Raw genomic sequence first — 23,795 nt, forward strand, 5'->3', positions numbered from 1 at the left:
TGCTGTAATGTTTGCGGTGCCGGGTCCAGCGCCAGCGTTGTCGCAGCCGGGGCCACGGCACACCACAACGGCAAGGAACACCCATGCCCGCACAAGCATCCGAACCCGCCGACGCCGCTGTCGAGACCGTCACCGCCCGCCGGATCATCGACAGCCGGGGCAACCCCACCGTCGAGGTCGACGTCGTCCTGACGGACGGTTCCCTGGGACGCGCGGCCGTACCCTCCGGCGCCTCCACCGGCACCCGGGAGGCCGTGGAGCTGCGCGACGGGGACTCCGCGCGCTGGCACGGCAAGGGCGTCGACCGCGCGGTGGCCCACGTCAACGGGGAGATCGCCGCAGCCGTGCGCGGCCGGGACGCGGCGGACCAGGCGGGGCTCGACGCCGCGCTGATCGCCCTCGACGGGACCGCCACGAAGTCCCGGCTCGGCGCCAACGCGATCCTCGGCGTCTCCCTCGCCACCGCCAAGGCCGCCGCGGCGGCCCACCGCCTGCCGCTCTACCGCTACCTGGGCGGCGCCGGGGCGAACCTCCTGCCGCTGCCGATGATGAACATCGTCAACGGCGGCGCCCACGCCGACAACCCGCTGGACTTCCAGGAGTTCATGATCGCGCCCGTGGGCGCGGACACCTTCGCCGAGGCCGTACGCATGGGCAGCGAGGTCTTCCACACCCTGCGCCGCGACCTGCTGGCCGCCGGGCACTCCACGGGCGTCGGCGACGAGGGCGGCTTCGCGCCCGCGCTGCGTACCGCCGAGGAGGCGCTGGACTTCGTGATGGCCGCCATCGAACGCACCGGCTACCGCCCCGGCACCGACATCGGCCTGCTCATGGACCCGGCGTCGTCGGAGTTCTTCCGCGACGGGGTGTACGACTACGCGGGCGAGGGCGTACGCCGCACCCCGTCCGAGAACGCCGACTACCTGGCGAAGCTCGTCGACGCGTACCCGGTCGTCTCCATCGAGGACCCGATGGCGGAGAACGACCTGGACGGCTGGCGTGAGCTGACCGCCCGCGTCGGCGACCGCTGCCAGCTCGTCGGCGACGACGTGTTCTGCACCGACGAGACGCTCCTGCGCGAGGGCATCCGCACCGGCGTCGGCAACTCGATCCTGGTCAAGGTCAACCAGATCGGAACCCTGACCGAGGCGCTGAGCGCGGTGACCACGGCCCACCGGGCCGGCTGGACGGCCGTCATGTCGCACCGCTCGGGCGAGACGGAGGACACCACCATCGCGGATCTGGCGGTGGCGACCGGCTGCGGCCAGATCAAGACCGGCTCGCTCTCCCGCTCCGACCGCACCGCGAAGTACAACCAGCTGATCCGCATCGAGGAGGAGCTGGGCGACTCGGCGCGCTACGCGGGCCGCTCCGCGCTGCGCCGGGACTGAACCGCCGCACGGGCGACGGCCGTCCTCAGCGGACGGGGAAGCCGAAGGAGTATCCCTGCTCCCTCAGCCACGGCAGGACCTGGCCCAGCGCGGCCAGCGTCTGGGAGCGGTCTCCTCCCGCGTCGTGGAAGAGGACGGTCGGCCCGTCGGAGATCTCCCTCTTGACGGTGGCGACCATGGTGTCCACGCCGGGCCGCTCGAAGTCCTTGGTGTCGACGTTCCAGCCCAGCGGCCGCATCCCCCGGGACGCGGCGAGCTTCCGGCTGTACGGGGTGAAGGCGCCGCCCGGGGCCCGGTAGTACTGCGGCCGGACGCCGCCGGACGCCTTGGTGATCATGCGTTCGGCGTCCAGGATCTCCTTGGCCTGGTAGGCCTCGGACTTCTTGTCCATGGCGGTGTCGTGCGAGACCGTGTGGTTGCACAGCCGGTGGCCGTCGGCCACGACCTCCTTGACGAGGTTCGGATACGCCTGGGCCTGCGTGCCGACCATGCAGAACGTGGCCTTCACACCGCTGTCCTTGAGCAGTCGCAGCACCTGCGGCGTCCAGTTCGGGTCCGGGCCGTCGTCGATGGTGATGTTGACGCCCCGGGCGCCGCGGTCCGAGGCGTGCGCGATGTCCTCCGCGACCTTGGTCACCTGGTCCTCGTGCCCGGCCTCCGGCGACGAGACACCTGCCCGGGGTCCCGCTTCCGCGGTGCCGGCCTGCGCGGTCCACACGGAGGCGCCGGCGGCCATCGCGGTCACCCCGAGCGCCGCCGCGAGAAGCCGGACATGCCATGCCCTGCCCTTGTGCTTCGCCATGTCCGCCCGCCCCTTTGTCCGCTCCGCCGATGCCGTGCACCCATCAAGACACACGAACGGCCGCGTAGGCTGCCTCGGTTACCGTTCGCGGACAAACCTGCAGGCGGGCGGCGACAAAGGCAGGGATTCCGCGACAGGCGTGGGCGGCGCGCCATGCCGAGCCCTGCGGGGCAGGCGGACGCCGGGTGCCCGCGCGGCGCCCGCCGGGCCGGTCACCGGCGCGAACTCAGGCGGGCCCGCAGCAGGTTGGGGTCGACGGTCGTGTAGGCGGCGCTGAGCACGTACACGTCGTCGTGGCGCAGCGCGAGGGAGGTGGGGCCCTGGAGTCCGTCGGCTGCGTCGAGGACGGTGGTGCTGGTGCCGTCGGGGCGGATGCGGACGACCTGGTTGGGGCCGTTGAGTGCGGCGAGGACCTGGTTGCCGCGGCCGGTGAAGGCGAAGTCGTCGATGCCGACGAGGCCGGATGCCCTGACCTGGGGCGTGCCCGCACGGTTGCCGGGGCCGACCGGGATGCGCAGCAGGGTGCCCCGGTCCAGGTTGCTCACCCACAGGGCGCCGTCGTGCAGCTTCGCGCCGTTGGCGCCGAGGAAGCCCGTCGAGGCGAGTTCGGGCGCTGTGGACCAGGCGGTGGGCGTGCCGCCGGTGGTGGGGACGGTCCACACGGTGCCGAGGACGGAGTCGGTGATGTACAGCCGCCGGCTCCGCTCGTCCAGGGCCAGCCCGTTGGGCAGTCCGTTCGCGGGCAGCGCGGCGATGCGCCGGGGCTCCTGGCCGGGGCGCAGACGCCACAGGCCCGTCAGGTCGGAGGTGCCGGTGGCGTACAGCACGTACACGGTGCCGTCCACGGCGCGGACGATGCCCGTGGTCAGGGCGAACTTGAGGACCGGCGTGTGGACGCCCCCGTCGGCGGGCGCGGGCAGCGTCGCCAGCACGCGGGTCGCGCCGCCGGGGGTCATGTGGACGACCTGGCGGGCGCCGGCGAAGGTGACGTAGGCCGTGCCGTCGGGCAGCAGGGCGATGTTCTCCGGGGCCTGGCCCGCGTTCCGGTCGAAGTGGGCGGCGACGCGGACATCGGTCAGCCACCCGCCGCTGCCGGGCGTCGCGCCGGCCGGCACGGCGGTGGTGAGGGCCGCGGCGGCCGCGAGGAAGGCCGACACGGTGGTCATGATGGCTCGCTTGGACATGGTTCCTTCTCCGGTTTCGGGCATGCGGCAGCCGCGGCGCGGCGCCGAAGTCATGGGTACCCCGGAAGGGCGGTGAGGCGGGGAAGCGGCTCGGGTCAGCCGGCGGTGCGGGGGCTCGCGTCGTGCCGCGGCCGGGCCGCCGTCTCCCGCGGTGCGACGGCGTGGGCGAGCAGGGCCAGGGCGGCCGCGGACGGTGATCCGGTGGCGGCCGTGGCCACGACCAGGGCCGGTCCGTCGCCCTGGGGGCTCTGCAGGGTCTGCTGGGTGACGGTGAGTGTCCCGACCAGCGGGTGGCGCATCTCGTAGTCGGCGGTGTCGCAGGCCAGGATCCGGTGGTCCGCCCACAGGGTGGCGAACTCCCGGCTTCGCATGGTCAGTTCACCGATCAGCGCGGCCAGCAGTGGATCGCCGGGGTGCCGTCCGGCAGTCAGCCGCAGGTTGCCCACCACCGCGCGGGCCTTGGCGGGCCAGTCGGCGTACAGCTCGCGGGTATGGGCGTCGAGGAACACCGCCCTGGCCATGTTGGGCCGCCCGCCCGGTTCGTCGGGGCCGCCCCGGTCGAGATGGCCGGCGAACAGGGCGTGCCCCTGCCGGTTCCAGGCCAGGACATCGCTGCGGCGCCCCAGGACGATGGCGGGTGTGCCGTCGAGAGCGGCCAGCAGGGCCCGGGTCGCCTCGCTGATCCGTTCCGCCCTCGGCCGGGCGGCGGACCGGCCCCCTCTCGGGGCGCGCGCCAGGGCGTGCAGGTGGGCGCGTTCCGACTCGTCCAGCCGCAGCGCACCGGCCAGGGCGTCGAGCACCTCGGGCGAGGCGTTGTGCGACTGGCCCTGCTCCAGCCGGGAGTAGTAGGGAGCGCTGATGCCGGCGAGCAGCGCGAGCTCCTCCCGCCGCAGCCCCGGCACCCGCCGCCGCTCACCGTACGTCTTCAGTCCGACGTCCTCGGGCCGCAGTTGGCCCCTGCGCGCCTGGAGGAAGTCGGCGAGTTGCCCGTGCTTCTTCATGTGACCGAGTATGCGCAGCCCCGGCGTGCGCCGCCTCACCCTGCCGGGGTGCGGATCCGCGGGGTGCGTCACGGTGCCCGGAGGAGGTACCCGGCTCGTTCGGCCCGGCTGCGGCCCGCGCCCGTCGGCGTCGGCGGCGGCGGCCGTGAGATTTCGGCAACTCCCGCGCAACGAAATGCGGCGGAAACATCCAGGTCCCTCCGACGAAACGCGCACCGGTCACGCTCTCAGTCGCCCGCACCGCACGCGCCCCGAGGAGGGAATCCCCGTGACCCCCGTGACCGTGGCCGCGGCCGGCATCGACACAGGTGACACCGCCTGGCTGCTCGCCGCCACCGCACTCGTTCTGCTGATGACGCCCGGGCTCGCGCTCTTCTACGGCGGCATGGTCCGTACGAAGAACGTACTCAACATGCTGATGATGAGCTTCGTGTCGATCGCTCTCGTCACCGTCGTCTGGCTGCTCGCCGGGTACTCGCTGGCCTTCGGCGACGACGCGTTCGGCGGCCTCGTCGGGAATCTGCGGCACGTCGGCATGGCCGGCATCGGGCCCGACAGCGTGACCGGCAGCGTGCCGACCCTGCTGTTCACCACGTTCCAGCTGACTTTCGCGATCGTCACCGCGGCGCTCATCAGCGGTGCCATCGCGGACCGTACGAAGTTCGCCGCCTGGCTCGTCCTCGTGCCGGTGTGGACGCTGCTCGTCTACGCCCCCGTCGCCCACTGGGTGTAGGGACCCGGCGGCTGGATCAAGGACGCGCTGGGCGCGCTCGACTTCGCCGGCGGGCTGGTCGTGGAGATCGCGTCCGGGGCGTCCGGGCTGGCGCTCGCGCTCGTCGTGGGGCCGCGCATCGGGTTCAGGAAGGACGCGATGCGTCCGCACAACCTGCCCATGGTGATGCTCGGCGCCGGACTGCTCTGGTTCGGCTGGCTCGGCTTCAACGGCGGCTCCGCGCTCGGCGCCAACGGGCTGGCGGCCGCCTCGGTGCTCAACACCCTGGTCGCCGGCTGCACCGGGCTGCTCGGCTGGCTCTTCGTCGAGCAGAAGCGCGACGGCCACCCCACCACGTTCGGCGCCGCCTCCGGCGCGGTCGCCGGGCTGGTCGCGATCACCCCCGCCTGCGGGACCGTGGGCATCCTCGGCGGCGCCGCGGTCGGCCTCGCCGCGGGCGTCATCTGCTCGTACGCGGTCGCCTGGAAGTTCCGCTTCGGCTACGACGACTCGCTGGACGTCGTCGGCGTGCACTTCGTCGGCGGCATCGTCGGCACCCTGCTCATCGGCCTGTTCGCGACGGCCGCGATGACCGGCGGCGCCGAAGGGCTTTTGTACGGGGGCGGGTTCGGCCAGCTCGCCCGGCAGGCCGTCGCCGTACTGGCCGTGGCCGCGTACACCTTCCTCATGACGTACGGCATCGGCAAGGCGGTCGACCGGTTCATGGGTCTGCGGGCCTCGGCGGACGAGGAGCTCACCGGCCTGGACCAGACACTGCACGCGGAGAGCGCCTACGATCACGGCGCCCTGGGTCATGGCGCTCCGCAGGCCGTGCMCGCCCGGCCGACGCCGCTCTCCAAGGACAGGAACCCCGCCTCATGAAGCTCATCACCGCCGTCGTCAGACCGCACCGCCTCGACGAGGTGAAGACCGCGCTGCGGGAACTGGGCGTGCACGGCCTCACCGTCACCGAGGCCAGCGGCTACGGGCGGCAGCACGGCCACACCGAGGTGTACCGGGGCGCCGAGTACCGGGTCGACCTGGTGCCCAAGATCCGCATCGAGGTCGTCGTCGCCGACCCGGAGGCCGACCCGGTCGTCGACGCGATCGTGCGCGCCGCCCGCACCGACCGGATCGGAGACGGCAAGGTGTGGACCCAGCCGGTCGAAACGGTGGTGCGGGTCCGCACGGGCGAGCGAGGGCCGGACGCGCTGTAGGCGGTATCGCCGGCGCGGGAGCCCCGGCTGCGCCGCCGTCCTCGGCTACCGGGCCAGGGCGGTTGCGAGAAGAGGCAGCAGCCGATCCCAGTGGTGCCGCAGGGCACCGGCGTCGAAGGCATCGGTGTCGGACATGGTGAAGCCGTGGACGGATCCGGGATAGATCTCGGAGGTGTAGTTCACCCCCGCCGCGTCCAGGCCCTGGTTGAGCTCGGCGAGCGCCTCGGGCGTCAAGTCGCTCGCGGCGTGGCCGAAATGGACCTCCGCGGTCAGCTTCGCGAGACTGTCCGTCCCGTCGGCGCCCACGGGGCCGTGGAACGCGGCGAGGGCGGCCACCCGGCCGGGGTGGGCCACGGCGGTGCGGGTCGCCACCAGACCGCCGATGCAGTAGCCGGTCACCGCGACCGGCCCGTCGTCGGTCTCGGCCCGGGCGGCGAGGAAGCCGAGGTAGGCCTCGGCGTCGCTCAGGGTGCGTTCCGCGGTGTGCGCCTCGATCAGAGGCATCAACTGGGCGAAGACCGCGGGACGTTCCTCGGCTCCGATGTGCGCGGGAAGTTCGATCACCGGTGTCGGGCCGTGCCGGTAGAAGATGTTGGGGACGAGCACGTAGTACCCGTGGCCGGCCAGTTCGCGGGCCATGTCCCGCAGCACGGGCCGGATCCCGAAGCCGTCCGGGTACATCAGGACCGCTGGGTGCCGTTCGCCGTCGTCGGGAAAGGCCGCGAAGGCGTCCGCCCGGCCGTCCGCGGTCGGAATGTGCAGCGTCTCGGTGCGCATGGTTCTCCTGTGGTGGTTGACGAGTCGGTGCCGGTCCACGCGGCAGGAGGCGGAGCCCGCGCGGCAGCGCCGGGTCCGCCGTGGTGTCCGGCGCCGTTCCACCGCGCGGGCCGGCCGCGGACGATCCGTACCCCGGGCCCGTCCCGCAAGCGTCAGCGCCCCCGCAGCAGACCCGCGTCCAGCGCGACGACCACCGCACGCGTGCGGTCGTTGACGTCGAGCTTGGCGAAGATCCGCAGCAGATGGGTCTTCACGGTCGCCTCGCCGATGAACAGCCTGCGGCCGATCTCCGCGTTGGACAGCCCGTCCGCGACCGCCCGGAGCACCTCGGACTCACGGGCGGTCAGGGTGACGGGTACGGGCCGGCGCATCCGGGCCACCAGGCGCTGTGCCACCCGCGGGGCCAGGACCGTCTCGCCCCGGGACGCCGAGTGGATCGCCTCGACCAGCTGCTCCCGGGTGGCGTCCTTGAGGAGGTAGCCGGTGGCGCCCGCCTCGACGCCCCGCTCGATGTCCGCGTCGGTGTCGTACGTGGTCAGGATCAGCACCCGGGTCGGGGCCTGGCCCGCGACGATCTCCAGGGTGGCGCCCACCCCGTCCAGTACCGGCATCCGCAGGTCCAGCAGCGCCACATCGGGGCGGAGCCGCTCGACGAGGCGGACGGCCTCGCGGCCGTCGCCCGCTTCGCCGACGATCTCGACGGTGGGTTCCGAGGAGAGCAGCGCGATGAGCCCGGCGCGCATCACCGTGTGGTCGTCGGCCAGGATGATCCGCAGCGGGAGCGGGGCGGACGGGGCGGACGGGGCGCCCGGGTGGGACGGGGCGCCCATATCGGACGGGTCGGGTGTCATGTCACTCCTGGCCGTTCGGGGTGAGCGGGATGGTGGCGAGGATCCGCGTGCCGTCGCCGAGCGAACTGGTGACGGTGAGGCCGCCGCCGAACTCGGCGAGCCGTTTGCGCATGCCGTCCAGGCCGAAGCCGTGGGAGTCCTCGACGTCGAACCCGCGCCCGTCGTCGGTGATCTCCAGCTCCACGGCGTCGGGTCCGGGCGCCAGGACCACGCCGACCGTCGTCGCCGCCGCGTGCTTGCGGACGTTGGCCAGGGACTCCTGGGTGCAGCGCAGCAGGGCGATCCGGGTGGGCTGGTCGCAGTCGATGTCGGCGAGGTCCGCCGACACGTCGAGTCCGGTGTCCTCGCGGAAGCGGTCCAGGGTGCGGCGCAGCGTCGCGGCGACCGATCCGGCGGCCACGCCGCTGCGGGGCGCGGCGCCGACCAGGACCCGGGCCTCGGCGAGGTTCTCCCTGGCCGTCTGCTCGATGGACCGGAGCTGCTGGGCGCTGCGCTCGACGTCCACGGCCAGCTGTGACCTGGCCGCTTCGGCGAGCACGATGATGGAGGCGAAACCCTGGGCGAGGGTGTCGTGGATCTCCCGGGCGAGGCGCTCGCGTTCCTCCGCCGCGCCCTGGCGCTGGTAGACCTCGGCCAGTTCGAGCTGGGTGTCCTCCAACTCGGCGCGCAGGGCCGCGCGTTCGTCGCGCTGGGCCAGCGCACGGGGCGTCAAAAGTGTCATCACGACGGCCACCGCCCAGACGCCGAGGGAGGAGACGGTGTTCGTGAGGAACACGTCCGGCTGCCCGCCCTCGCGCAGACCGCCGCCGAGGGTGATCGCCAGGGCGCCGAGGCCGGTGAACACGATGGCACCCCGGGGACTGTCCGCGAAGACGATGAACTGGGTGAGCGTCACGGTGTAGAAGACCCCGAAGCCGTCACCGAGGTACGCGAGCAGCCCCAGCACGACGACGAGGACGCCGAGGTATCCGTATCCGGCCGCCGCCCGTCCGGCGGGGCGCGTACGCACCAGGCCGTAGCAGAGGGCGAGTACGGCCGTCAGCGCGAGGATCCCGAGTTTGCGGTCCGCCGGGGTGCCGCCCGCCATCGTGATCAGGGTGACCAGGGCGATCAGCCCCCAGGAGAAGACCTCCCACCCGTGCAGCACCCAGATCCAGACGGGATCGCCGCGCCGGGGCCGTGGAAGCATGTCCGTCAGCCTACGCGGGGCACGGGCCGGCCGACGGGGACGGTCGGGACGCCGCCGCCGGGCCTGCGGCGCAGCGGGCGCCAGGCACGCTCGCCGAGGAGCAGCAGGGCGGACGGCAGGATCAGCATCCGGATGACCACGGCGTCCAGCAGGACCGCGACGGCCAGGCAGAAGCCCATCTGCTTCATCTCGGTGAGGTGCAGGAAGACGAAGGCCGCGAAGATCGTGACCATGACCAGGGCCGCGCTCGTCACCACCTTGGCCGAGCGCTCGATGCCGTCGGCCACCGCTTCGCGGGCCGTCATCCCGTGGTCCATGGCCTCCTTGATCCGGCTGACGACGAAGACCTGGTAGTCCATCGACAGGCCGAACAGGAGCACGAAGAGGAAGAGCGGCACCCGGGACGCGATCGCGCCGAGGGAGTCGAAGTCCAGCAGGCCCTCGGCCCAGGTGCCCTGGAAGACCAGGACCAGTGCGCCGAGTGCGGCGGCCGCGGAGAGCAGGTTCAGTACGACTCCGAGCAGCCCGACGACCACCGAGCGGAACGCCACCGCGGTCGTGACGAAGGTGAGCAGCAGGAGGAAACCGATCACCAGCGGCAGCTTGCTCCGCTCGTGGTGCACATAGTCCTGACCGCGGGCCACATCACCGCTGACCCCCGTGTCCACCGCGCCCAACTGGCCTACGGTCGACGGGATGTAGCGGTCGCGCAGGTGGTCCAGGGACGCGATGGCCTCGTCGGACGGCGCCGGGTGCGGCACCGCCAGTTCCAGCACGCTGGTCCGGCCGTCGGCGGACGTGCGCACCACGGGCTCGCCGGTGCGGGCGAAGAGCGGGTCCGCCTGGGCGGCCCGGCCGAGTTCGGTCAGGGCCTTCCTGACCTCGGGCGCCCGGTCCGGGGCGCCGCGGGTCACCACCTCGTGCTTGACCAGGAGTTCGGGGAACGCCGTGGTCAGCCGGTCGTGGACCCGCATGGCCGGGATGTCGCGGGAGAAGGTGTCCCGGCCGGGGTCGACGAGCTTGAGGCCCAGCGCGGGCGCCGCCACGGCGAGCATGACCAGGACCGAGACGCACAGGGTCATCGCGGGGTGGCGCTGCGCGGGACGCATGAGGGCGCCGAACAGCCGGCCGTGCTCGGGCTTCGCCGTCTTCGTACGGACCGGCACACCCCGCTCCGCGCGCCGGGCGGCCTTCTTCGCGGCACGGCGTTCGGCGCGGTGGCCTAGCTTCACGAGGAGCGCGGGCAGCACGGTGAGCGAGCTGAGGACGGCCACGGCGACGACGAGGACGGTGCCGGTCGCCAGCGACGAGAAGATGACGTCGGTGGCCAGGTAGAGGGTGGCGGTGCAGACGATCACGGCGAGACCGGAGACCACGACGGCCCGGCCCGCGGTCGCCGCGGCAAGTTCCACGAGCGCTTCGGAGCTGAGCCGGCCGGCGGCCCGGGACCGTTCCTCGCGTTCGCGCTTGAGGAAGAAGAGGGTGTAGTCGACGCCGACCGCGAGGCCCATGAGCAGGATCATGTTGGTCCCGACGCCGGGGTCGGGCATCAGATGCGAGGCCAGCATGGCCAGGCCCATCGTCGCGGCGATCGAGGAGAGCGCCAGGAGCAGCGGCACACCGGCCATGACGACCGAGCCGAACACGATCAGCAGGATGACCAGCGTCACCGGCAGGGAGAGGCGCTCGGACAGGGCGAGGTCCTCGCCGCGCTGGTCGTTGACGCCCTTGCTGATGGCGGGCGAGCCGGTCTCCTCCACGATCAGGTCCGGGTGGGCCGCGGCCACCTGCGCGGTCCGGTCGAGGAGCGGGACGACGTTCTTCCTGCCGTCGAGTTCGGCACCCTTCATGACCACGGTGACGCGCAGGGCCATGCCGTCCTGGGAGCGGGCGGGCGGCTCCACACGGTCCACTTCGGGCAGCGCCGCCATCCGGGCGGTGAGGTCGCGGGCCGCCGCTCCGGCCCGTTCCGTGTCCAGGGGGCCCGACCTGGCGCGGATCAGGACGTGTTCGGTGGGCCGGCGCTGGAGTCCGGCGTCGGTGGCCATCGACTCGGCGCGGCCCGCCTCACCGACCCAGAAGTCCTTGGTGGTGGCGGGGTTGTTGCCGGCGGCGATGCCCGCGCCGAGGCACAGCAGCACGAAGACGAACCAGCCGACGATCGCGCGCCACGGGTGCCGGGCGCTCCAACGGGCCATGTGTACGGGTCGCGTTCTCATGCGTCCATGCTGGTTCGCGGGGCCCTTCGCCCGGCAGCCCCGGCCGGTGGACCCCGGGGTCCACCGGCCGGTGGACACGGACCCGGGGGCCCGCACCCGTACGGGCGTCGGCAGCCGGCCGCGTGCCGGTGAGCGAGAGGTCAGAGCCGGGCTTCCAGGCGGGCCTTCGCCTCGGGCCACTCGTCGGCGAGCAGGGAGAAGTAGACGGTGTCGCGCCAGGTGCCGTCGGGGCGGCGGCGGTGGCGCCGCAGCACGCCTTCGCGGTGGGCGCCGAGCCGGGCGATCGCGTTCTGGGAGCGGACGTTGAGATGGTCGGTCTTCAACTGCACCCGGCCCATGCCCAGTTCCTCGAAGGCGTGGCCGATCAGGAGCAGCTTCGTCTCGGTGTTGACCGCCGAGCGCCAGTACGCGCGGCCGTACCACGTCCACCCGATCTCCAGGCGTTCGTGGGACACGTCGACGTCCAGGTACGTGGTCCAGCCGACCGCCCGTCCGCTCGCGCGGTGGATGACGGCGAACGGGAGGTACGTCCCGGCCGCGAGCAGCGCCGTGAGCTTCTCGCCGAGCTCCTCCCGGGTGTGCGGGGTCGGCCCGCCCTGCCAGCGCCAGACCTCGTCGTCACCGCCGCCGGCGGCGAAGAGGTCGTCGAGGTGGTCCGGGGAGAGCGGTTCGATGCGGACGTGGCGGCCGGTCAGGGTCACGGGAAGCGGGGTCGTGGCAGACATGACGGCATGCTAACCCATTTCGAACTAGGTATAAAGAGTTTATGCACTAGTGCAAAATGGTTGCGTGGTGCACCGGGCTCAGTGGGGTGGCTCCGCGTCCGCCGTGCCCGTCCGGGCCTGGCGCAGGGCCGCCGCCGTGGCCCGGATCGCCGGCAGCTTCGCGTACAGCGCCTCGCCGGGGCAGTTGGTCTGGTAGGCGTCGCGGTGGCCCGAGATGACGTGCAGCACGGCCGCCTCGCCCTTCGCGTACCGGCTCGCGTCGTTCGTGGAGACCAGCCGCACCGTGCCCTGCGGATCGGCCCCGGGCCGCAGCTTCCACGCGGCCACCTCGGCGAGCGCCCGGACGATGGCCTTCGGCACCTCGGCCCCGCGCCCGTAGTTGCCCAGCACCGCTATGCCCACGCTGTCGGCGTTGAAGCCCGTGGTGTGCGCCCCGCGGACCTGACGCGTGATGCCTCCGGCCCGGCCCTCGTAGATCGTGCCGCACCGGTCGACGAGGAAGTTGTAGCCGATGTCGTCCCAGCCGTTGCCCTTGATGTGGGACTCCTCGACCGCCCGCAGCATGCGCGGTACGTCGGCGCAGTCGTAGGTGTTGGACTCGCCCGTGTGATGGATGAAGACCGCCCGCACGGCGCCCGTGTAGACCGCGTGCTCCCGCACCATGCGCTCGTCCGCGTGCCAGGCCGCCCGGGTGACGATCGCCGGCTGCGGCACCCCGGGCGCCCGCTCGTGCGCCCGGGCCTGCGGTGGGGGCGGCGCGAAGCGCACCGGGGCGTCCCGCAGCACCAGAAGGGTGAGCGGGAGGACCGCGGCGGCCGGCCAGAGTCGGTGACGGAGCCACATGGAACCACCCTGCGGCCTCCGTGCCCGGCGCGCAGATACGGTGGCCGATCGGGTGAAACCGCAGGTCCGGCCCGCGCGCCGCTCAGGGCGGGAACCGGGCGCCCCGCCTCAGCAGCCCCTGTGGCGGGGCAGCCGGTACGTCGAGTCCAGGCGGTACGTCCCGGCCCTGGGCACGGTCAGCCTCGTCCACTCCCCGTCCTGCCGCAGGCAACCCCGGTGGGCGCCGTCGACGCCGCGGACCCGCAGCCACGGCGAATGCGCCAGGCGGACGGTCACCGAGCCCGCCTCGGGCATCCGCACCACCAGCTCGGCGTCGTCGCCGCGCACGACCTGGGCGGGCGCGTCCACCAGCGGCGTCGCGCCCCGCACCCGGTAGATCGTCCACCCGTCGTCCCGCCACACCTGCTCCAGCCAGGGCTGTCCGGTCCTGACCAGCGCCGCCTCGGCCTCGGCGGGCCCGTCGGGCTGCCCGTGGTGCAGCACCACGTAGCCCACGGCCCACCGGTCCAGCCAGGCCCGGTAGGCGTCGGGGGACAGCGCCCCGTCGTAGAACAGCCGCCCGCGCTCGACGTCGAGCTGGCGGTTCCAGCCGCGCGCCATGTTCACGTGCGGGGCGAGCACGGCCGCCTCCCGGTGATTGCGGGCCGGGACGACCTCCACGCGGCCGAGACCGGCGCCCAGGCGGTCCAGTTCACCGGTCACCCCCTCGGTGCGGGACGCCCAGGACGGCACCTCGGTGGAGACCCGGAGGTCGTCCACGGTCTTGTCGACCAGCCAGTTGGCGGACAGCACGAGGGCCACCGCCACCACGGCCGTCCGCGCCCACGCCTTCTCGCCGACGAGGGCGAGGACGGCCATGACCAGCACGGGCACGGCGACGAGCCCGAGCAGCCGCTCCACGTTCGTCCCGATCGGGGAGGCGATGAGGTAGGTGAGGAGGACGCCGACCGCGTACACCACGGCCCCGTACCGCAGCAGCCGCCACTCCCGCCCCACCGGCGCCGCGACGGCGAGGACGGCACAGACGACGATCGGCATCCACAACCGGTTGGCGTGCATGGGCTGTTCGCCCTCGAACGGGAAGAGCACCGTGGTGGCGCCCACGACGGCGAAGAACGGCACCATCAGCACCGCGCCCTTGCGCCACTGCCGGTCCAGCAGATACGCCGCCCCCGCCACCACGAGGAACAGCCCCGCGACCGGACTGGCCATCGTCGCCAGCGCCCCGGCCACGGCGGCGGTCACCGAACGGTGCGCGTACAGACAGGCGACGAGCCCGACGGCGACCCCGAGCGCGAACGTCGTACGCCCCGACGCGACGTTGCACCACAGAGCGAGCGCCGCCAGGCCCGCCGACACGACGGCGTGCGGCACACCCCGGCGCGCGAACAGGAGGGCCATGAACCAGGTGCCGGCGATCCCGGCGGCCACGGACACCGTCCGCACACCGAGGAAGGCCATCACATACGAGGAGAAGACGCTGTAGTTGGCCGTGTGCATCCCCCCGTACCAGGAGAGGTTGTAGGCCGCGCCCGGGTGGCGGGCCGTGAACCCCGACCAGGCCAGCTGTGCGGCGAGGTCGCCGCCGCCGGTGGCCAGGAAGGCCGCCCACACCCCGTACAGCGGAAGGACGACGGCCACGGCGACGACCGGCACACGGTGCCGCCGCCACCACGACGCACGGCCCTCCGGCTCCCGGCCGCCCCGCGCCCCGTCCCGCTGCCGGGGAATGCGGCCCCGGCCGACGTCCCCTGCGGCTGCTGTCCGCAACTCCCCGTTGGCATACACCCGGGCAACCCTAGGGCCTGTCGTCACACTGCCGTCCGCCGCGCTTCGGGCGACGACGGCAGTGCCCTGGACAAGGCTCCCCCGCGGCGCACGGGCGATAATCTGGCGGCAGCGCCCGACCGGCAGGAGACGTGTGTCCACGAAGCCCCACCACCCGCAGACCGCCGTCGTCGCGGTGGTCGCGCTCGGCGGCGCGACGGGCGCCTCCGCCCGCTACGGGGCCGCGCTCCTGTGGCCCACCGGGACGGGCACGTTCCCCTGGACGACCCTCGTGGTGAACGTCGTCGGCTGTGCGGTGATCGGTGTGTTCATGGTGGTGATCAGCGAGGCGTGGACGCCGCACCGTCTGGTCCGGCCGTTCTTCGGCACCGGGGTACTGGGCGGGTTCACCACCTTCTCCACCTACGCCGTGGACATCGAGCGCCTCGTCGCCGGCGGCCGGGCCCGCACCGGTCTGGCCTATCTGGGCCTGACCCTGCTCGCGGCCCTCGCGGCGGTGTGGAGCGCGGTGTGGGTGACGCGTCGCGCGCTGGAGACCGTCCGGCCCGGACGGAAGGGCGGCGAGCGCCCGTGAACTGGCTGCTGGTGATCATCGGTGCGGCGGTGGGTGCGCCGCTGCGGTACCTGACCGACCGGGCGGTGCAGTCCAGGCACGACACCGTCTTCCCGTGGGGGACCTTCACGGTGAACGTGAGCGGCTGTCTGGTGCTGGGTCTGCTGACCGGCGCGGTGGCGGCCGGCGCCGCGTCCTCGCACCTCCAGCTGCTGCTGGGGACGGGGCTCTGCGGGGCGCTGACCACGTACTCGACGTTCGGTTACGAGACGCTGCGGCTGGCCGAGGGCGGGGCACGGTTCTCCGCGGCGGCCAACGCGGTGGCGAGCGTGGGCGCGGGTCTCGGCGCGGCGTACGCCGGTGTCGCGCTCGCCGAGGCGCTCTGGAGCTGACCCGGCACATGCCGGGGCCCGGCCTTCTCCGCGGTTGCGGGAAGACCGGGCCCCGGTGTGCGACGGTGCGGGCTCAGACGTCCTGGCCGGGCGTGCCCAGAGCGGCGGACGCCGCTTCCAGCGGGCTGAGCACCACGGGCGCGGCGGGCGCCGGGACGGACCGGCAGGTGAAACCGAGACGCGAGAGCGCCCTGGTCACCTCACCGGCCGAGAAGTCGCGGCGGTCCTGCCGGGTGATGACCTCGCCCACCTGCTTGACGGGGTACACACGACGACTGATGATCACCGATTCCCCGGTGACGGGTTCGGGCTTGATGCCCTTCATCGATTCCTCGACCTCGTGCTTGAACAGGTCGAACGGGAAACGGGCGATGACGCAGCGCATAGTGCCTCAACGGGGTCGGGGGACGGAACCGGGGGACGGAACCGGGCGGGAACGCGAATGTCGGTCAGGCGGCGCGGTCGCCGGAGGAGCGGCGCGGTGCGCCACCGCCCCGCGGCTGGGAGGAGGCCGACGCCGAGGACGCCGAGGACGCCGACGAGCGGCGGCCCTGGGCGGGCCGGCTGCGCCGGCCGCGGGAGGACGAACCGCTCCTGGGGCGCTCGGACGGCGGCGAGGTGATGGTGACGGGGATGCCCGAGGGCGCCTGCGCACCGGTGATCCGGCTCAGCTCGGCCTCGCCGGAGCGGACCTCGGCGACCTGCGGGGTGATCCCGGCGTCGGCCATCAGACGCGTCATCTCGCGGCGCTGGTTGGGCAGCACCAGCGTGACGACGCTGCCGGACTCACCGGCCCGGGCGGTACGGCCGCCGCGGTGCAGGTAGTCCTTGTGGTCGCTCGGCGGGTCGACGTTGACGACCAGGTCGAGGTTGTCGACGTGGATACCGCGGGCCGCGACGTTCGTGGCAACCAGCACCGTGACGTGGCCGGTCTTGAACCGCGTCAGGGTCCGGGTGCGCTGCGGCTGGGACTTCCCGCCGTGCAGCGCGGCCGCCCGCACCCCGCTGCTGAGCAGGTGGTCGGTGAGCTTGTCCACGGCGTGCTTGGTGTCGAGGAACATGATCACCCGGCCGTCGCGGGCGGCGATCTCCGTCGTGGTGGCGTACTTGTCGGCGCCGCGGACGTAGAGCACGTGGTGCTCCATCGTCGTGACGGCACCGGCGGCCGGGTCGACCGAGTGGACGACCGGGTCGTGCAGGTAGCGGCGGACCAGCAGGTCGACGTTACGGTCCAGGGTCGCCGAGAACAGCATCCGCTGGCCCTCCGGCTGCACCTGGTCGAGCAGCTCGGTGACCTGCGGCATGAAGCCCATGTCGGCCATCTGGTCGGCCTCGTCGAGCACGGTGATGGAGACCCGGTCCAGGGTGCAGTCGCCGCGCTCGATCAGGTCCTTGAGCCGGCCGGGCGTGGCGACGACGACCTCGGAGCCGCCGCGCAGCGCCGCGGACTGCCGGCCGATCGACATGCCGCCGACGACGGTGGCCATCCGCAGCTTCAGCGAGCGGGCGTACGGGGTGAGCGCGTCAGTGACCTGCTGGGCGAGCTCGCGGGTGGGCACGAGGACCAGGGCCAGCGGGCGGCGGGATTCGGCGCGCTGTCCCTCGATGCGGGCCAGCAGGGCCAGACCGAAGGCGAGCGTCTTGCCGGATCCGGTGCGGCCGCGGCCGAGCACGTCACGGCCGGCCAGCGAGTTGGGCAGCGTGGCCGCCTGGATCGGGAACGGCACGGTGACGCCCTGGCCGGTGAGCGCCGCCAGCAGGGGCGCGGGCATGCCCAGGTCGGCAAAGGCCTCGACGGCGGGCAGTGCCGGGGTGATCGTCTTCGGCAGGGCGAACTCACCCTGCTTGGCGGCGGGGCGGCGGCCGTAGCCACCGCCGGAGCGCTGGGCCGGGGCGCCGAAGCGTCCCTGGCCGCCGCCCTGACGGCTGCCCGGGGCCTGCGAGCGGAAACCGCCGCCACCCGAACGGGAGCCGCCGGAACCGGTGGCTCCACCGCTGCGGGTGGTACGGGAAAAACGGTCATTGGAGCGAGTTGTGCGTTCGCGGTTCATGCGGAACCTTTCCTCGATATGGCGCGTATCGAGGAATTCATTGCGCGAAGAGCGGCACAAGAATCGCAAGAACGGGCCGTTGGCATACGTGAACGAAGCCCGGCAGCCGGTCTTGAGCCGATACGGGCCCGGCAGAACCGGGTCCGGTGCTTCGCAATGACGGACGAACCGGCCCGGGATGCGGGCCTGCGCGGTCTCGTCACGGGGCTCCGGCGGACCGGTGGTCCGGGAGCCATGGCGGATCGTCCGCCGCAGGGTGAAGAGCGTGGGTCCTGTGGGCTTCCCCGGCGGCTCGTGGCGGTGGTGCCGGCACGGCGTGCACGGGGGCGGACCCGGGAAAAGCAACGAGCTGGGGCCCGCACCCAAGGTGCGGGCCCCAGCTGTGGATGCTCACTCAGCGCGTAAGCGCCGGTGTCATCGGATTCACGCGGGGGTGATGTTCTCCGCCTGCGGGCCCTTCTGGCCCTGCGTGACGTCGAAGTTCACCTTCTGGCCCTCCTGCAGCTCACGGAAGCCGCTCGCGGCGATGTTCGAGTAGTGGGCGAAGACGTCAGCGCCGCCACCATCCTGCTCGATGAAGCCGAAGCCCTTTTCCGCGTTGAACCACTTGACGGTGCCAGTAGCCATGTTTATCTCCTTCTGGGGCAGAGCCCGGGGGCTGGCACTGTGCCAGTCCCGCGTCGCCGCGATGATTACCCCATCCGGATAATGAGCCGGAAAATACAAAAGCGCACCCACCGGCCCATTTAGCCGAGGAGAGCACTTGGAGTCTTTGGGAACCACAACTGCAACTGAGATCCACAGTAGCACAATGAATGCGAGCGGGCGCGGCAAGTAATTTCGCTCCGCCCGGCGCGTCATAAACCTTCACCGGGCATTGCATAAAATTCTGTGCTTGCGGCTATAGATATTCGTCGCTCCGTGCTACGGCCCCCGACCCGGAGCCCAACGGGCGGAGGGCGGCCCGGTCAGGCGGTGTCGCGGCCCGGGGTGGGGCGGCGCAGCTCTTCGTTCAGCCGGAGCGCCTCTTCGAGCTGGTCCTCCAGGATCACGATGCGGCACGCCGCCTCGATCGGCGTCCCGCCGTCGACGAGCTCCCGGGCGCGGGCCGCGATGCGCAGTTGGTAGCGGGAGTAGCGCCGGTGGCCGCCCTCCGACCGCAGGGGGGTGATCAGCCGCGCCTCGCCGATCGCGCGGAGGAATCCGGGCGTGGCGCCGATCATCTCGGCGGCGCGCCCCATGGTGTAGGCGGGGTAGTCGTCGTCATCGAGACGGTCAGTGGCATGCGGAGGGGTTTCGGGGGGCATGTGCACCTGCCGCGTATCGCCGACTTCGTTGACCGAACGAGAAACTCTCATTGTGCGAGCCATCGCATCTAGCATAGCCGCGGTAGATTTCCCGGGCCGGACGGGGGAAATAACCTTGCCTGCACCGGGCCCCGCCGCGGCCGGCCCGGCCCGGCCGGGCGCGGATCCCGCCCGCGGGCCGCTCCTCGCGCCACCGCGGCGGCACCTCCTGGACGAGGCCGGGCGGGGTTCACCAAGAACGCTGACCGGCCGGTCAGTTGATGACTGCCTGACCAGGGGCCATAATGCAGACGTAGCCCTTCACGCATCCCCCGTCGTGAAGGGCTACACCCATGTGCGCGCCGGGCCTTCCCGTACGGGCCGGGTCCGCGCAGGAGTCTTCACGGGCAAGGGACTCCCCTCGTGGTCCCCTGCCCATGTTTTTTCGAGTTAACAGTGACGCAAAGTGTTTGCGCAAGCCCGCTCCGGAGACCGGAGCAAGATGCTCCACTTCATCCCTTTCCGGTGTGCCGTCAGGGATCCCGGGCCGTGGACGCCGCGTCGGGGTTCGTTACAGTACGAGCCCGTTGACCGAATCGAGCACCGCGCGGCACCGGACAGACGCCCGTGCGGCGGACGTGAACGTGGGGGCCGGATGGACGACGGCGAAGGACGCGCGCCGGAGCTGCGCACGCTGCGGCAGAAGGTCGAGTACATGGTCGAGAAGACCTTCCCCGGCCGCAAGATCTCGGGACGGGTCTTCGCCGACCTGGTCAAGGAGCGCGGCGGGTCGCTCTCCCACAGCTACTTCTCCAACATCCTGGCCGGCAAGGTCACCCAGCCGTCCGAGGACATCCTCAAGGCGCTCGGCCTCGGCTTCGGCGTGGACTGGCGCTTCTTCAAGGAGGAGTCCGAGGTCGTCGACGACGTCGTCGCGGGGCTGCAGTTCCTGGCGAAGCGGCGTACGGGCGAGATCAGCGGGCTGGCCGGGCGCGGGCTGGACGAGGACGGGCTGCCGCCGGAGCTCCTGCAGTTCGCGCTCGCCCTGCTGAAGGACGCGCAGGACCGGCAGCCACCGGCCGACGGCGGACCACGGGGTCAGTGAGGTGTCCATGCGCGAACTGCGGAAGGAGTGCGAGGCCGGGCTGGCCGGGCTCCCGCTGCCCTCCCCCTTCACCGTCGAGGGGCTGGTGGCCAACATGGAGGCGGCCCGCGGCCGCACCATCGTGCTGCACGAGATGCCCGACCGGCTCGCCCGCGTCAACGCGGCCTGCGGGCTGCGGCTGAAGAGCGGCGGGACCAGCGTCGTGCTCTACCGCCGGCGCCCCACCGCGTACCAGACCCAGCACGTCATCCTGCACGAGCTGTGCCACGAGTGGTTCGACCACGGCACCTCGCTGGACGCGGAGCAGCTGCGGCGGCTGCTGCCCGTCTTCGACACCTCCCTGATCGCCCGGGTCGTCGGCCCGGACGCGCTCGGCAGCGCGGACGCCGTGCAGGCCCGCGCCCAGTACGACACCCATGACGAACGCATGGCCGAATTGGGTGCCTCGCTCATCCCCCGCATGGCGAGGGACGTGACGAGCGATGACATGGTGGGGCGGCTCGCCAACTCGCTCGCGCGCCCGGTCGCCCACCGTCGCCGGGGCCTGTTCCGCCGTACGTAGCACCGCGTTTCCCCGGTCCCCGTCCCCCCACCACAAGGAATTCCGCCGTGACCCCGCTCGACGTCGCCGGCTATCTGATAGCCGGCCTGATGACAGCCGTCGCCGTGTGGCGCATGCCGGCCGCCCTGTGGGGCGACGAGGAGGACCGGCGCCGCCGGGCCCTGTGGGGCTGTTACGCCGGATTCGCCGCCGCGCTGTGGACCAAGACCCGGGCCGTGCGCATCGGGCTCAACGACAGCCCGGTCACGGATCTCTCGGTGCTGATCAAGCACTACACGGCGACGGTCGCGATTCTGGCCATTCTCAGCTACATCGTCGCGATCTACGGCCAGTACGCCGATGCCGGGGCCGTGCCGCGCCACGTGCGGTTCGCACGGAAGATCCAGCAGATCGCGGCGAAGGCCTCCGTCGCCACGCTCGTCCTGCTGACAGTGCTGTTCTTCACCGTCGTCGACCGCTCCACGCCGTCGGACCGCTTCGTCGCCGACCACGCGGGGCAGTGGGGGGCCACGCTCTACATGAGCGTGTTCTACCTCTACCTCGGTGCCGCCTCCGCCGTCTGCGCCTACCAGTGGGCGCTCGCCACCGCGAGCGCCGGGCGGCGCCATCTGCGGGTGGGCCTGGCGATGATGACGTTCGCCATGTTCATCGGCGTCGGCTACACCGTCAGCCGGACGCTGTTCCTCTGGGTCAGCGTCGTCGACCCGCCCGGCGAGGCCTTCGCGCTGCGCTTCGACGAGATCACCGAGGCCTCGCAGGTGGTGCTGTTCGCCTTCTTCGCGATCGGCGCCTCCGTCCCCGCGTGCCGCAACCTCGGCCGCCGGGCGACGCTCTGGCGCGCCCAGGTGAAGCTGCACGCCCTCTGGTACGAGCTGATGACGGCCTTCCCCGACCAGCCCTTCGACCCCCCGGCACCGCTGCTGCGCGAGCTGACCCGCTTCGGCACCCCGGCCGACCTGCGCGTCGACCGGTGGGCCGCGGACATCGCCGACGCCGTGGAGAAGCTGCGCCACTACGTGCCCGACGCGCTGCTGCCGGCCGCCGAGGCCGCCGCCGCGGACGGCGGCACCACCCGGGAGACCGGGCCGCTGGCCGACGCCTACTGGATCAAGGCGGCGCTCGCGGCCCGGAGCGCCGGGGCCCCGGCCGGCGACGCGGCCGCCGTCGGCACCCAGCACGCCACCGACCAGGACGGTGAGGTCGCCTGGCTGGTCCGGGTGGCGGCGGCGTACCGCACGGTCGAACCGGAGCGGGCCCGGCAGGTCCTCGCAGCGTCCACAGCGGTCCAGGAGCAGGAGCAGGAGCAGCAGGCATGAGCACGAGCACCACCCACGAGACGGGCACGTCCACCGCGCGCACCGTGACCGACGTCTTCCAGCCGCGCAACGTCCTGCTGGCCGGCATGCTCGCCATCGGACTGGCGGCGGCGGGCCACTGGACGGGGCTGCTGTGGGGCTTCCTCGGCGCCCTGTGCGCCGGGCTCGTCCCGGCCGGCTACATCGAGTGGGAGCGCGGGCGCGGCACCTGGGGCGACCGCCATGTCGTCGACCGGACGAAGCGGGCCCCGATCTTCTTCGTCATCCTCGGCTCCATCGGCACCGGTTCGGCGGTCATGGTGCTGGGCGGCGCCCCCACCGGCATTTTGACCGCGATGCTCGGGCTCTGGGTGATGACCGTCGTCCTGCTGGCCGTCAACACGGTGTGGAAGATCTCGGTGGACGCCTCGGTCGCCTCGGCCGCGGTCGCGCTGCTCGCCGCGGTGCACTCGCCGTGGTGGCTGTTCGGGTACCTGATGACGGCGGCCGTGTGCTGGTCGCGGGTGGCGCTCGGCTACCACACGGTGGGCCAGGTGACGGCCGGGACGGCGCTGGGCGCGGCGACGGCGGGCGCGTTCCTGTTCGTGTGAGCGGGGCCCGGCGTCGTTGAACGGGCCGCGCGCGGGGTCCATGGTGGTGCCGTGCCGACATTCGAGATCACCACAGCAAGCGCGGACGACATCAGGATGATGGCGGACTGGGCCCATGCCGAGGGCTGGAACCCCGGACTCACGGACGGTCAGGCGTTCTTCGCCGCCGATCCGTGCGGCTTCCTGATCGGCCGCCTCGACGGGGTGCCCGCGTCCTGTGTCTCCGTGGTCCGCTACGGCTCCGGCTTCGGCTTCCTGGGGTTCTATCTGACCCGCCCGGAACTGCGTGGCCAGGGGTACGGGAGCCGGATCTGGGCCACCGGGACGGCCCGGCTGGCCGGGCGGAACACCGGCCTCGACGGAGTGGTCGAGCAGCAGCCCAACTACCGGAAGTCCGGCTTCGGTCAGGCCTGGACGAACCTGCGCTACGAAGGACTCGTCCCGCTCGACGTCGCGCCGCCGCCCGGCGTCACGCTGGCCGACGCCCGCACGCTGCCCTTCGGCCAGGTCACCGCGTACGACCGCCGGTTCTTCCCGGCGGAGCGGGACGGCTTCCTGGCGGCCTGGACGACCACGCCGGGACGCACCGCGCTGGTCGCGCTGTCCGAGGGCGAGGTGCGGGGACTCGCCGTGCTGCGCGCCTGCCGCACGTCCTCGCGCATCGGCCCGCTGTACGCGGCGACGCCGGAGATCGCCCGCGCCCTGGTGAGCGCGCTCGCGGCCACCGATCCGTCCGCGCCCGTCGCCGTGGACGTGCCCGACGTGAATCCGGCTGCGGTACGGCTGGCGGAGGAGCTGGGGCTGACCCCGTCGTTCGAGACGGCCCGCATGTACACCGGACCGGCGCCGGACGTCGATCACAGCGGGCTGTTCGGCATCACCAGTCTCGAACTGGGATGAGCACGGCGGGCCCGGGCCTCAGTCCGTCACACAGTCGCCGCCGGGGACCTGCCGGGACCGTGAGGCCATCACGGCGATGTCGTCCTCGGCGCCCGGGCCGAACCGCTCCAGCACCGCGTCCAGCAGTTCCTCCAGATCGCCGCTCTCCGGCAGGCTCAGTTCGCCGAGTCTGCCGACGGACACGTCGATGTCCTCGCCGCGCCGCTCCACCAGTCCGTCGGTGTACATGAACAGCACGGTGCCCGGTCCGCACTCCACCCTCGTCGTCCGGTAGCCGCCGAAGCCGGTGCCCAGCGGCGGGCCCGCCGGCACGTCGCCGAGCCAGGTTCCGGCCGGTCCGG

General features: G+C 72.6%; 24 protein-coding genes and 1 pseudogene. 10 read left to right on the plus strand and 15 right to left on the minus strand.

What is annotated here, in order from left to right:
• Positions 1–83 precede the first annotated feature (83 nt).
• Positions 84–1,391 (plus strand): phosphopyruvate hydratase, encoded by a 1,308-nt coding sequence (gene eno / locus EAO72_RS15935; protein ID WP_148017998.1) that lies wholly within the window; start codon positions 84–86, stop codon positions 1,389–1,391.
• A 25-nt stretch (positions 1,392–1,416) separates the two neighbouring features.
• Here eno and EAO72_RS15940 read toward each other — a convergent pair whose 3' ends face one another.
• The 3 genes from EAO72_RS15940 to EAO72_RS15950 all read right to left on the minus strand — a co-directional run bounded on the left by EAO72_RS15940 (position 1,417) and on the right by EAO72_RS15950 (position 4,378).
• Positions 1,417–2,193 carry a polysaccharide deacetylase family protein gene (locus tag EAO72_RS15940; RefSeq protein WP_148017999.1) on the minus strand — a complete coding sequence of 259 codons (777 nt, stop codon included), beginning with the start codon at positions 2,191–2,193 and terminating at the stop codon, positions 1,417–1,419.
• Positions 2,194–2,405: 212 nt separating this feature from the next.
• Positions 2,406–3,377 carry an SMP-30/gluconolactonase/LRE family protein gene (locus EAO72_RS15945; RefSeq protein ID WP_148018000.1) on the minus strand — a complete coding sequence of 324 codons (972 nt, stop codon included), beginning with the start codon at positions 3,375–3,377 and terminating at the stop codon, positions 2,406–2,408.
• Between the two features lie 95 nt (positions 3,378–3,472).
• Positions 3,473–4,378: a helix-turn-helix domain-containing protein gene (locus EAO72_RS15950; protein WP_148018001.1), complete on the minus strand. Its 906-nt coding sequence runs from the start codon at positions 4,376–4,378 to the stop codon at positions 3,473–3,475.
• A 268-nt stretch (positions 4,379–4,646) separates the two neighbouring features.
• Between EAO72_RS15950 and EAO72_RS15955 the strand changes: the two are divergent.
• Together EAO72_RS15955 and EAO72_RS15960 are read left to right on the plus strand one after the other, a co-directional pair.
• A pseudogene (locus tag EAO72_RS15955) lies at positions 4,647–5,972 on the plus strand (ammonium transporter).
• Positions 5,969–6,307, plus strand: coding sequence for a P-II family nitrogen regulator (locus EAO72_RS15960; protein ID WP_148018002.1), 339 nt, complete (start codon positions 5,969–5,971; stop codon positions 6,305–6,307). The pseudogene EAO72_RS15955 and the gene EAO72_RS15960 overlap by 4 nt, the downstream one beginning before the upstream one ends.
• Positions 6,308–6,352: 45 nt before the next feature.
• On the opposite strand, the gene EAO72_RS15965 is transcribed toward EAO72_RS15960, so the two are convergent.
• From EAO72_RS15965 to EAO72_RS15995, 7 genes are all read right to left on the minus strand, one after another.
• Positions 6,353–7,084: a dienelactone hydrolase family protein gene (locus tag EAO72_RS15965; protein WP_148018003.1), complete on the minus strand. Its 732-nt coding sequence runs from the start codon at positions 7,082–7,084 to the stop codon at positions 6,353–6,355.
• 152 nt (positions 7,085–7,236) lie between these two features.
• Complete coding sequence (locus EAO72_RS15970) at positions 7,237–7,914, minus strand: response regulator (protein WP_148018021.1); 678 nt, start codon at positions 7,912–7,914, stop codon at positions 7,237–7,239.
• A 22-nt stretch (positions 7,915–7,936) separates the two neighbouring features.
• The gene (locus tag EAO72_RS15975) at positions 7,937–9,124 is read right to left on the minus strand and encodes a sensor histidine kinase (protein ID WP_148018004.1); all 1,188 of its coding nucleotides are present in this window, start codon (positions 9,122–9,124) and stop codon (positions 7,937–7,939) included.
• A gap of 5 nt (positions 9,125–9,129) precedes the next feature.
• Positions 9,130–11,343, minus strand: a complete 2,214-nt coding sequence (locus tag EAO72_RS15980; protein WP_148018005.1) for an MMPL family transporter — start codon at positions 11,341–11,343, stop codon at positions 9,130–9,132.
• A 140-nt stretch (positions 11,344–11,483) separates the two neighbouring features.
• Positions 11,484–12,068 carry a GNAT family N-acetyltransferase gene (locus tag EAO72_RS15985; protein WP_148018006.1) on the minus strand — a complete coding sequence of 195 codons (585 nt, stop codon included), beginning with the start codon at positions 12,066–12,068 and terminating at the stop codon, positions 11,484–11,486.
• A gap of 78 nt (positions 12,069–12,146) precedes the next feature.
• Positions 12,147–12,911 (minus strand): peptidoglycan recognition protein family protein, encoded by a 765-nt coding sequence (locus EAO72_RS15990; RefSeq protein ID WP_148018007.1) that lies wholly within the window; start codon positions 12,909–12,911, stop codon positions 12,147–12,149.
• Positions 12,912–13,019: 108 nt separating this feature from the next.
• Positions 13,020–14,567, minus strand: coding sequence for a hypothetical protein (locus tag EAO72_RS15995; protein WP_148018022.1), 1,548 nt, complete (start codon positions 14,565–14,567; stop codon positions 13,020–13,022).
• A 265-nt stretch (positions 14,568–14,832) separates the two neighbouring features.
• Between EAO72_RS15995 and EAO72_RS16000 the strand changes: the two genes are divergently transcribed.
• Together EAO72_RS16000 and crcB are read left to right on the plus strand one after the other, a co-directional pair.
• Entirely contained in the window at positions 14,833–15,273 is a 441-nt protein-coding gene (locus tag EAO72_RS16000; protein WP_261991499.1) for a fluoride efflux transporter FluC, read from the plus strand.
• Positions 15,270–15,644: a fluoride efflux transporter CrcB gene (gene crcB / locus EAO72_RS16005; RefSeq protein ID WP_148018008.1), complete on the plus strand. Its 375-nt coding sequence runs from the start codon at positions 15,270–15,272 to the stop codon at positions 15,642–15,644. Before EAO72_RS16000 ends, crcB begins: the two co-directional genes overlap by 4 nt.
• Positions 15,645–15,717: 73 nt before the next feature.
• Here the strand turns inward: crcB and EAO72_RS16010 are convergent, their stop codons facing one another.
• The 4 genes from EAO72_RS16010 to EAO72_RS16025 form a co-directional block, all read right to left on the minus strand.
• A complete protein-coding gene (locus tag EAO72_RS16010; RefSeq protein WP_148018009.1) occupies positions 15,718–16,029 on the minus strand; it encodes an SCO5918 family protein in 312 nt (103 codons plus the stop codon).
• Between the two features lie 64 nt (positions 16,030–16,093).
• Positions 16,094–17,695 carry a DEAD/DEAH box helicase gene (locus EAO72_RS16015; RefSeq protein WP_148018010.1) on the minus strand — a complete coding sequence of 534 codons (1,602 nt, stop codon included), beginning with the start codon at positions 17,693–17,695 and terminating at the stop codon, positions 16,094–16,096.
• A 423-nt stretch (positions 17,696–18,118) separates the two neighbouring features.
• Positions 18,119–18,322, minus strand: a complete 204-nt coding sequence (locus tag EAO72_RS16020; protein ID WP_015609674.1) for a cold-shock protein — start codon at positions 18,320–18,322, stop codon at positions 18,119–18,121.
• Between the two features lie 341 nt (positions 18,323–18,663).
• On the minus strand, positions 18,664–19,002 hold the full coding sequence (locus EAO72_RS16025; protein ID WP_148018011.1) for a MerR family transcriptional regulator: 339 nt from the start codon (positions 19,000–19,002) through the stop codon (positions 18,664–18,666).
• A 634-nt stretch (positions 19,003–19,636) separates the two neighbouring features.
• On the opposite strand from EAO72_RS16025, the gene EAO72_RS16030 reads away from it, so the two are divergent.
• Genes EAO72_RS16030 through EAO72_RS16050 form a run of 5 tightly spaced genes read left to right on the plus strand, consistent with a single transcriptional unit; the run spans position 19,637 to position 23,454 of the window.
• Complete coding sequence (locus EAO72_RS16030) at positions 19,637–20,086, plus strand: hypothetical protein (RefSeq protein ID WP_148018012.1); 450 nt, start codon at positions 19,637–19,639, stop codon at positions 20,084–20,086.
• Between the two features lies 1 nt (position 20,087).
• Positions 20,088–20,648 (plus strand): intracellular growth attenuator family protein, encoded by a 561-nt coding sequence (locus tag EAO72_RS16035; protein WP_148018013.1) that lies wholly within the window; start codon positions 20,088–20,090, stop codon positions 20,646–20,648.
• A gap of 47 nt (positions 20,649–20,695) precedes the next feature.
• Complete coding sequence (locus tag EAO72_RS16040) at positions 20,696–21,964, plus strand: MAB_1171c family putative transporter (RefSeq protein WP_148018014.1); 1,269 nt, start codon at positions 20,696–20,698, stop codon at positions 21,962–21,964.
• Entirely contained in the window at positions 21,961–22,554 is a 594-nt protein-coding gene (locus tag EAO72_RS16045; protein ID WP_148018015.1) for a hypothetical protein, read from the plus strand. Before EAO72_RS16040 ends, EAO72_RS16045 begins: the two co-directional genes overlap by 4 nt.
• Before the next feature lie 51 nt (positions 22,555–22,605).
• Positions 22,606–23,454 carry a GNAT family N-acetyltransferase gene (locus EAO72_RS16050; protein ID WP_148018016.1) on the plus strand — a complete coding sequence of 283 codons (849 nt, stop codon included), beginning with the start codon at positions 22,606–22,608 and terminating at the stop codon, positions 23,452–23,454.
• Between the two features lie 18 nt (positions 23,455–23,472).
• Here EAO72_RS16050 and EAO72_RS16055 read toward each other — a convergent pair.
• A partial coding sequence (locus EAO72_RS16055) for a SpoIIE family protein phosphatase (protein WP_148018017.1) occupies positions 23,473–23,795 on the minus strand: 323 nt, incomplete at its 5' end.

The organism is Streptomyces sp. OR43 (assembly GCF_008042275.1).
Lineage (GTDB): Bacteria > Actinomycetota > Actinomycetes > Streptomycetales > Streptomycetaceae > Streptomyces.

Excerpts from the sequence above, each read along its gene's own strand:
- eno (WP_148017998.1), top strand. The coding sequence starts at position 84 with ATGCCCGCACAAGCATCCGAACCCGCCGACGCCGCTGTCGAGACCGTC.
- EAO72_RS15960 (WP_148018002.1), top strand. The coding sequence starts at position 5,969 with ATGAAGCTCATCACCGCCGTCGTCAGACCGCACCGCCTCGACGAGGTG.
- EAO72_RS16020 (WP_015609674.1), bottom strand. The coding sequence starts at position 18,322 with ATGGCTACTGGCACCGTCAAGTGGTTCAACGCGGAAAAGGGCTTCGGC.
- EAO72_RS16025 (WP_148018011.1), bottom strand. The coding sequence starts at position 19,002 with ATGCCCCCCGAAACCCCTCCGCATGCCACTGACCGTCTCGATGACGAC.
- EAO72_RS15965 (WP_148018003.1), bottom strand. The coding sequence starts at position 7,084 with ATGCGCACCGAGACGCTGCACATTCCGACCGCGGACGGCCGGGCGGAC.
- EAO72_RS15985 (WP_148018006.1), bottom strand. The coding sequence starts at position 12,068 with ATGTCTGCCACGACCCCGCTTCCCGTGACCCTGACCGGCCGCCACGTC.
- EAO72_RS15940 (WP_148017999.1), bottom strand. The coding sequence starts at position 2,193 with ATGGCGAAGCACAAGGGCAGGGCATGGCATGTCCGGCTTCTCGCGGCG.
- EAO72_RS15945 (WP_148018000.1), bottom strand. The coding sequence starts at position 3,377 with ATGTCCAAGCGAGCCATCATGACCACCGTGTCGGCCTTCCTCGCGGCC.
- EAO72_RS15975 (WP_148018004.1), bottom strand. The coding sequence starts at position 9,124 with ATGCTTCCACGGCCCCGGCGCGGCGATCCCGTCTGGATCTGGGTGCTG.
- EAO72_RS15970 (WP_148018021.1), bottom strand. The coding sequence starts at position 7,914 with ATGGGCGCCCCGTCCCACCCGGGCGCCCCGTCCGCCCCGTCCGCCCCG.
- EAO72_RS15990 (WP_148018007.1), bottom strand. The coding sequence starts at position 12,911 with ATGTGGCTCCGTCACCGACTCTGGCCGGCCGCCGCGGTCCTCCCGCTC.
- EAO72_RS16045 (WP_148018015.1), top strand. The coding sequence starts at position 21,961 with ATGAGCACGAGCACCACCCACGAGACGGGCACGTCCACCGCGCGCACC.
- EAO72_RS16015 (WP_148018010.1), bottom strand. The coding sequence starts at position 17,695 with ATGAACCGCGAACGCACAACTCGCTCCAATGACCGTTTTTCCCGTACC.
- EAO72_RS16030 (WP_148018012.1), top strand. The coding sequence starts at position 19,637 with ATGGACGACGGCGAAGGACGCGCGCCGGAGCTGCGCACGCTGCGGCAG.
- EAO72_RS15980 (WP_148018005.1), bottom strand. The coding sequence starts at position 11,343 with ATGAGAACGCGACCCGTACACATGGCCCGTTGGAGCGCCCGGCACCCG.
- EAO72_RS15950 (WP_148018001.1), bottom strand. The coding sequence starts at position 4,378 with ATGAAGAAGCACGGGCAACTCGCCGACTTCCTCCAGGCGCGCAGGGGC.
- EAO72_RS16010 (WP_148018009.1), bottom strand. The coding sequence starts at position 16,029 with ATGCGCTGCGTCATCGCCCGTTTCCCGTTCGACCTGTTCAAGCACGAG.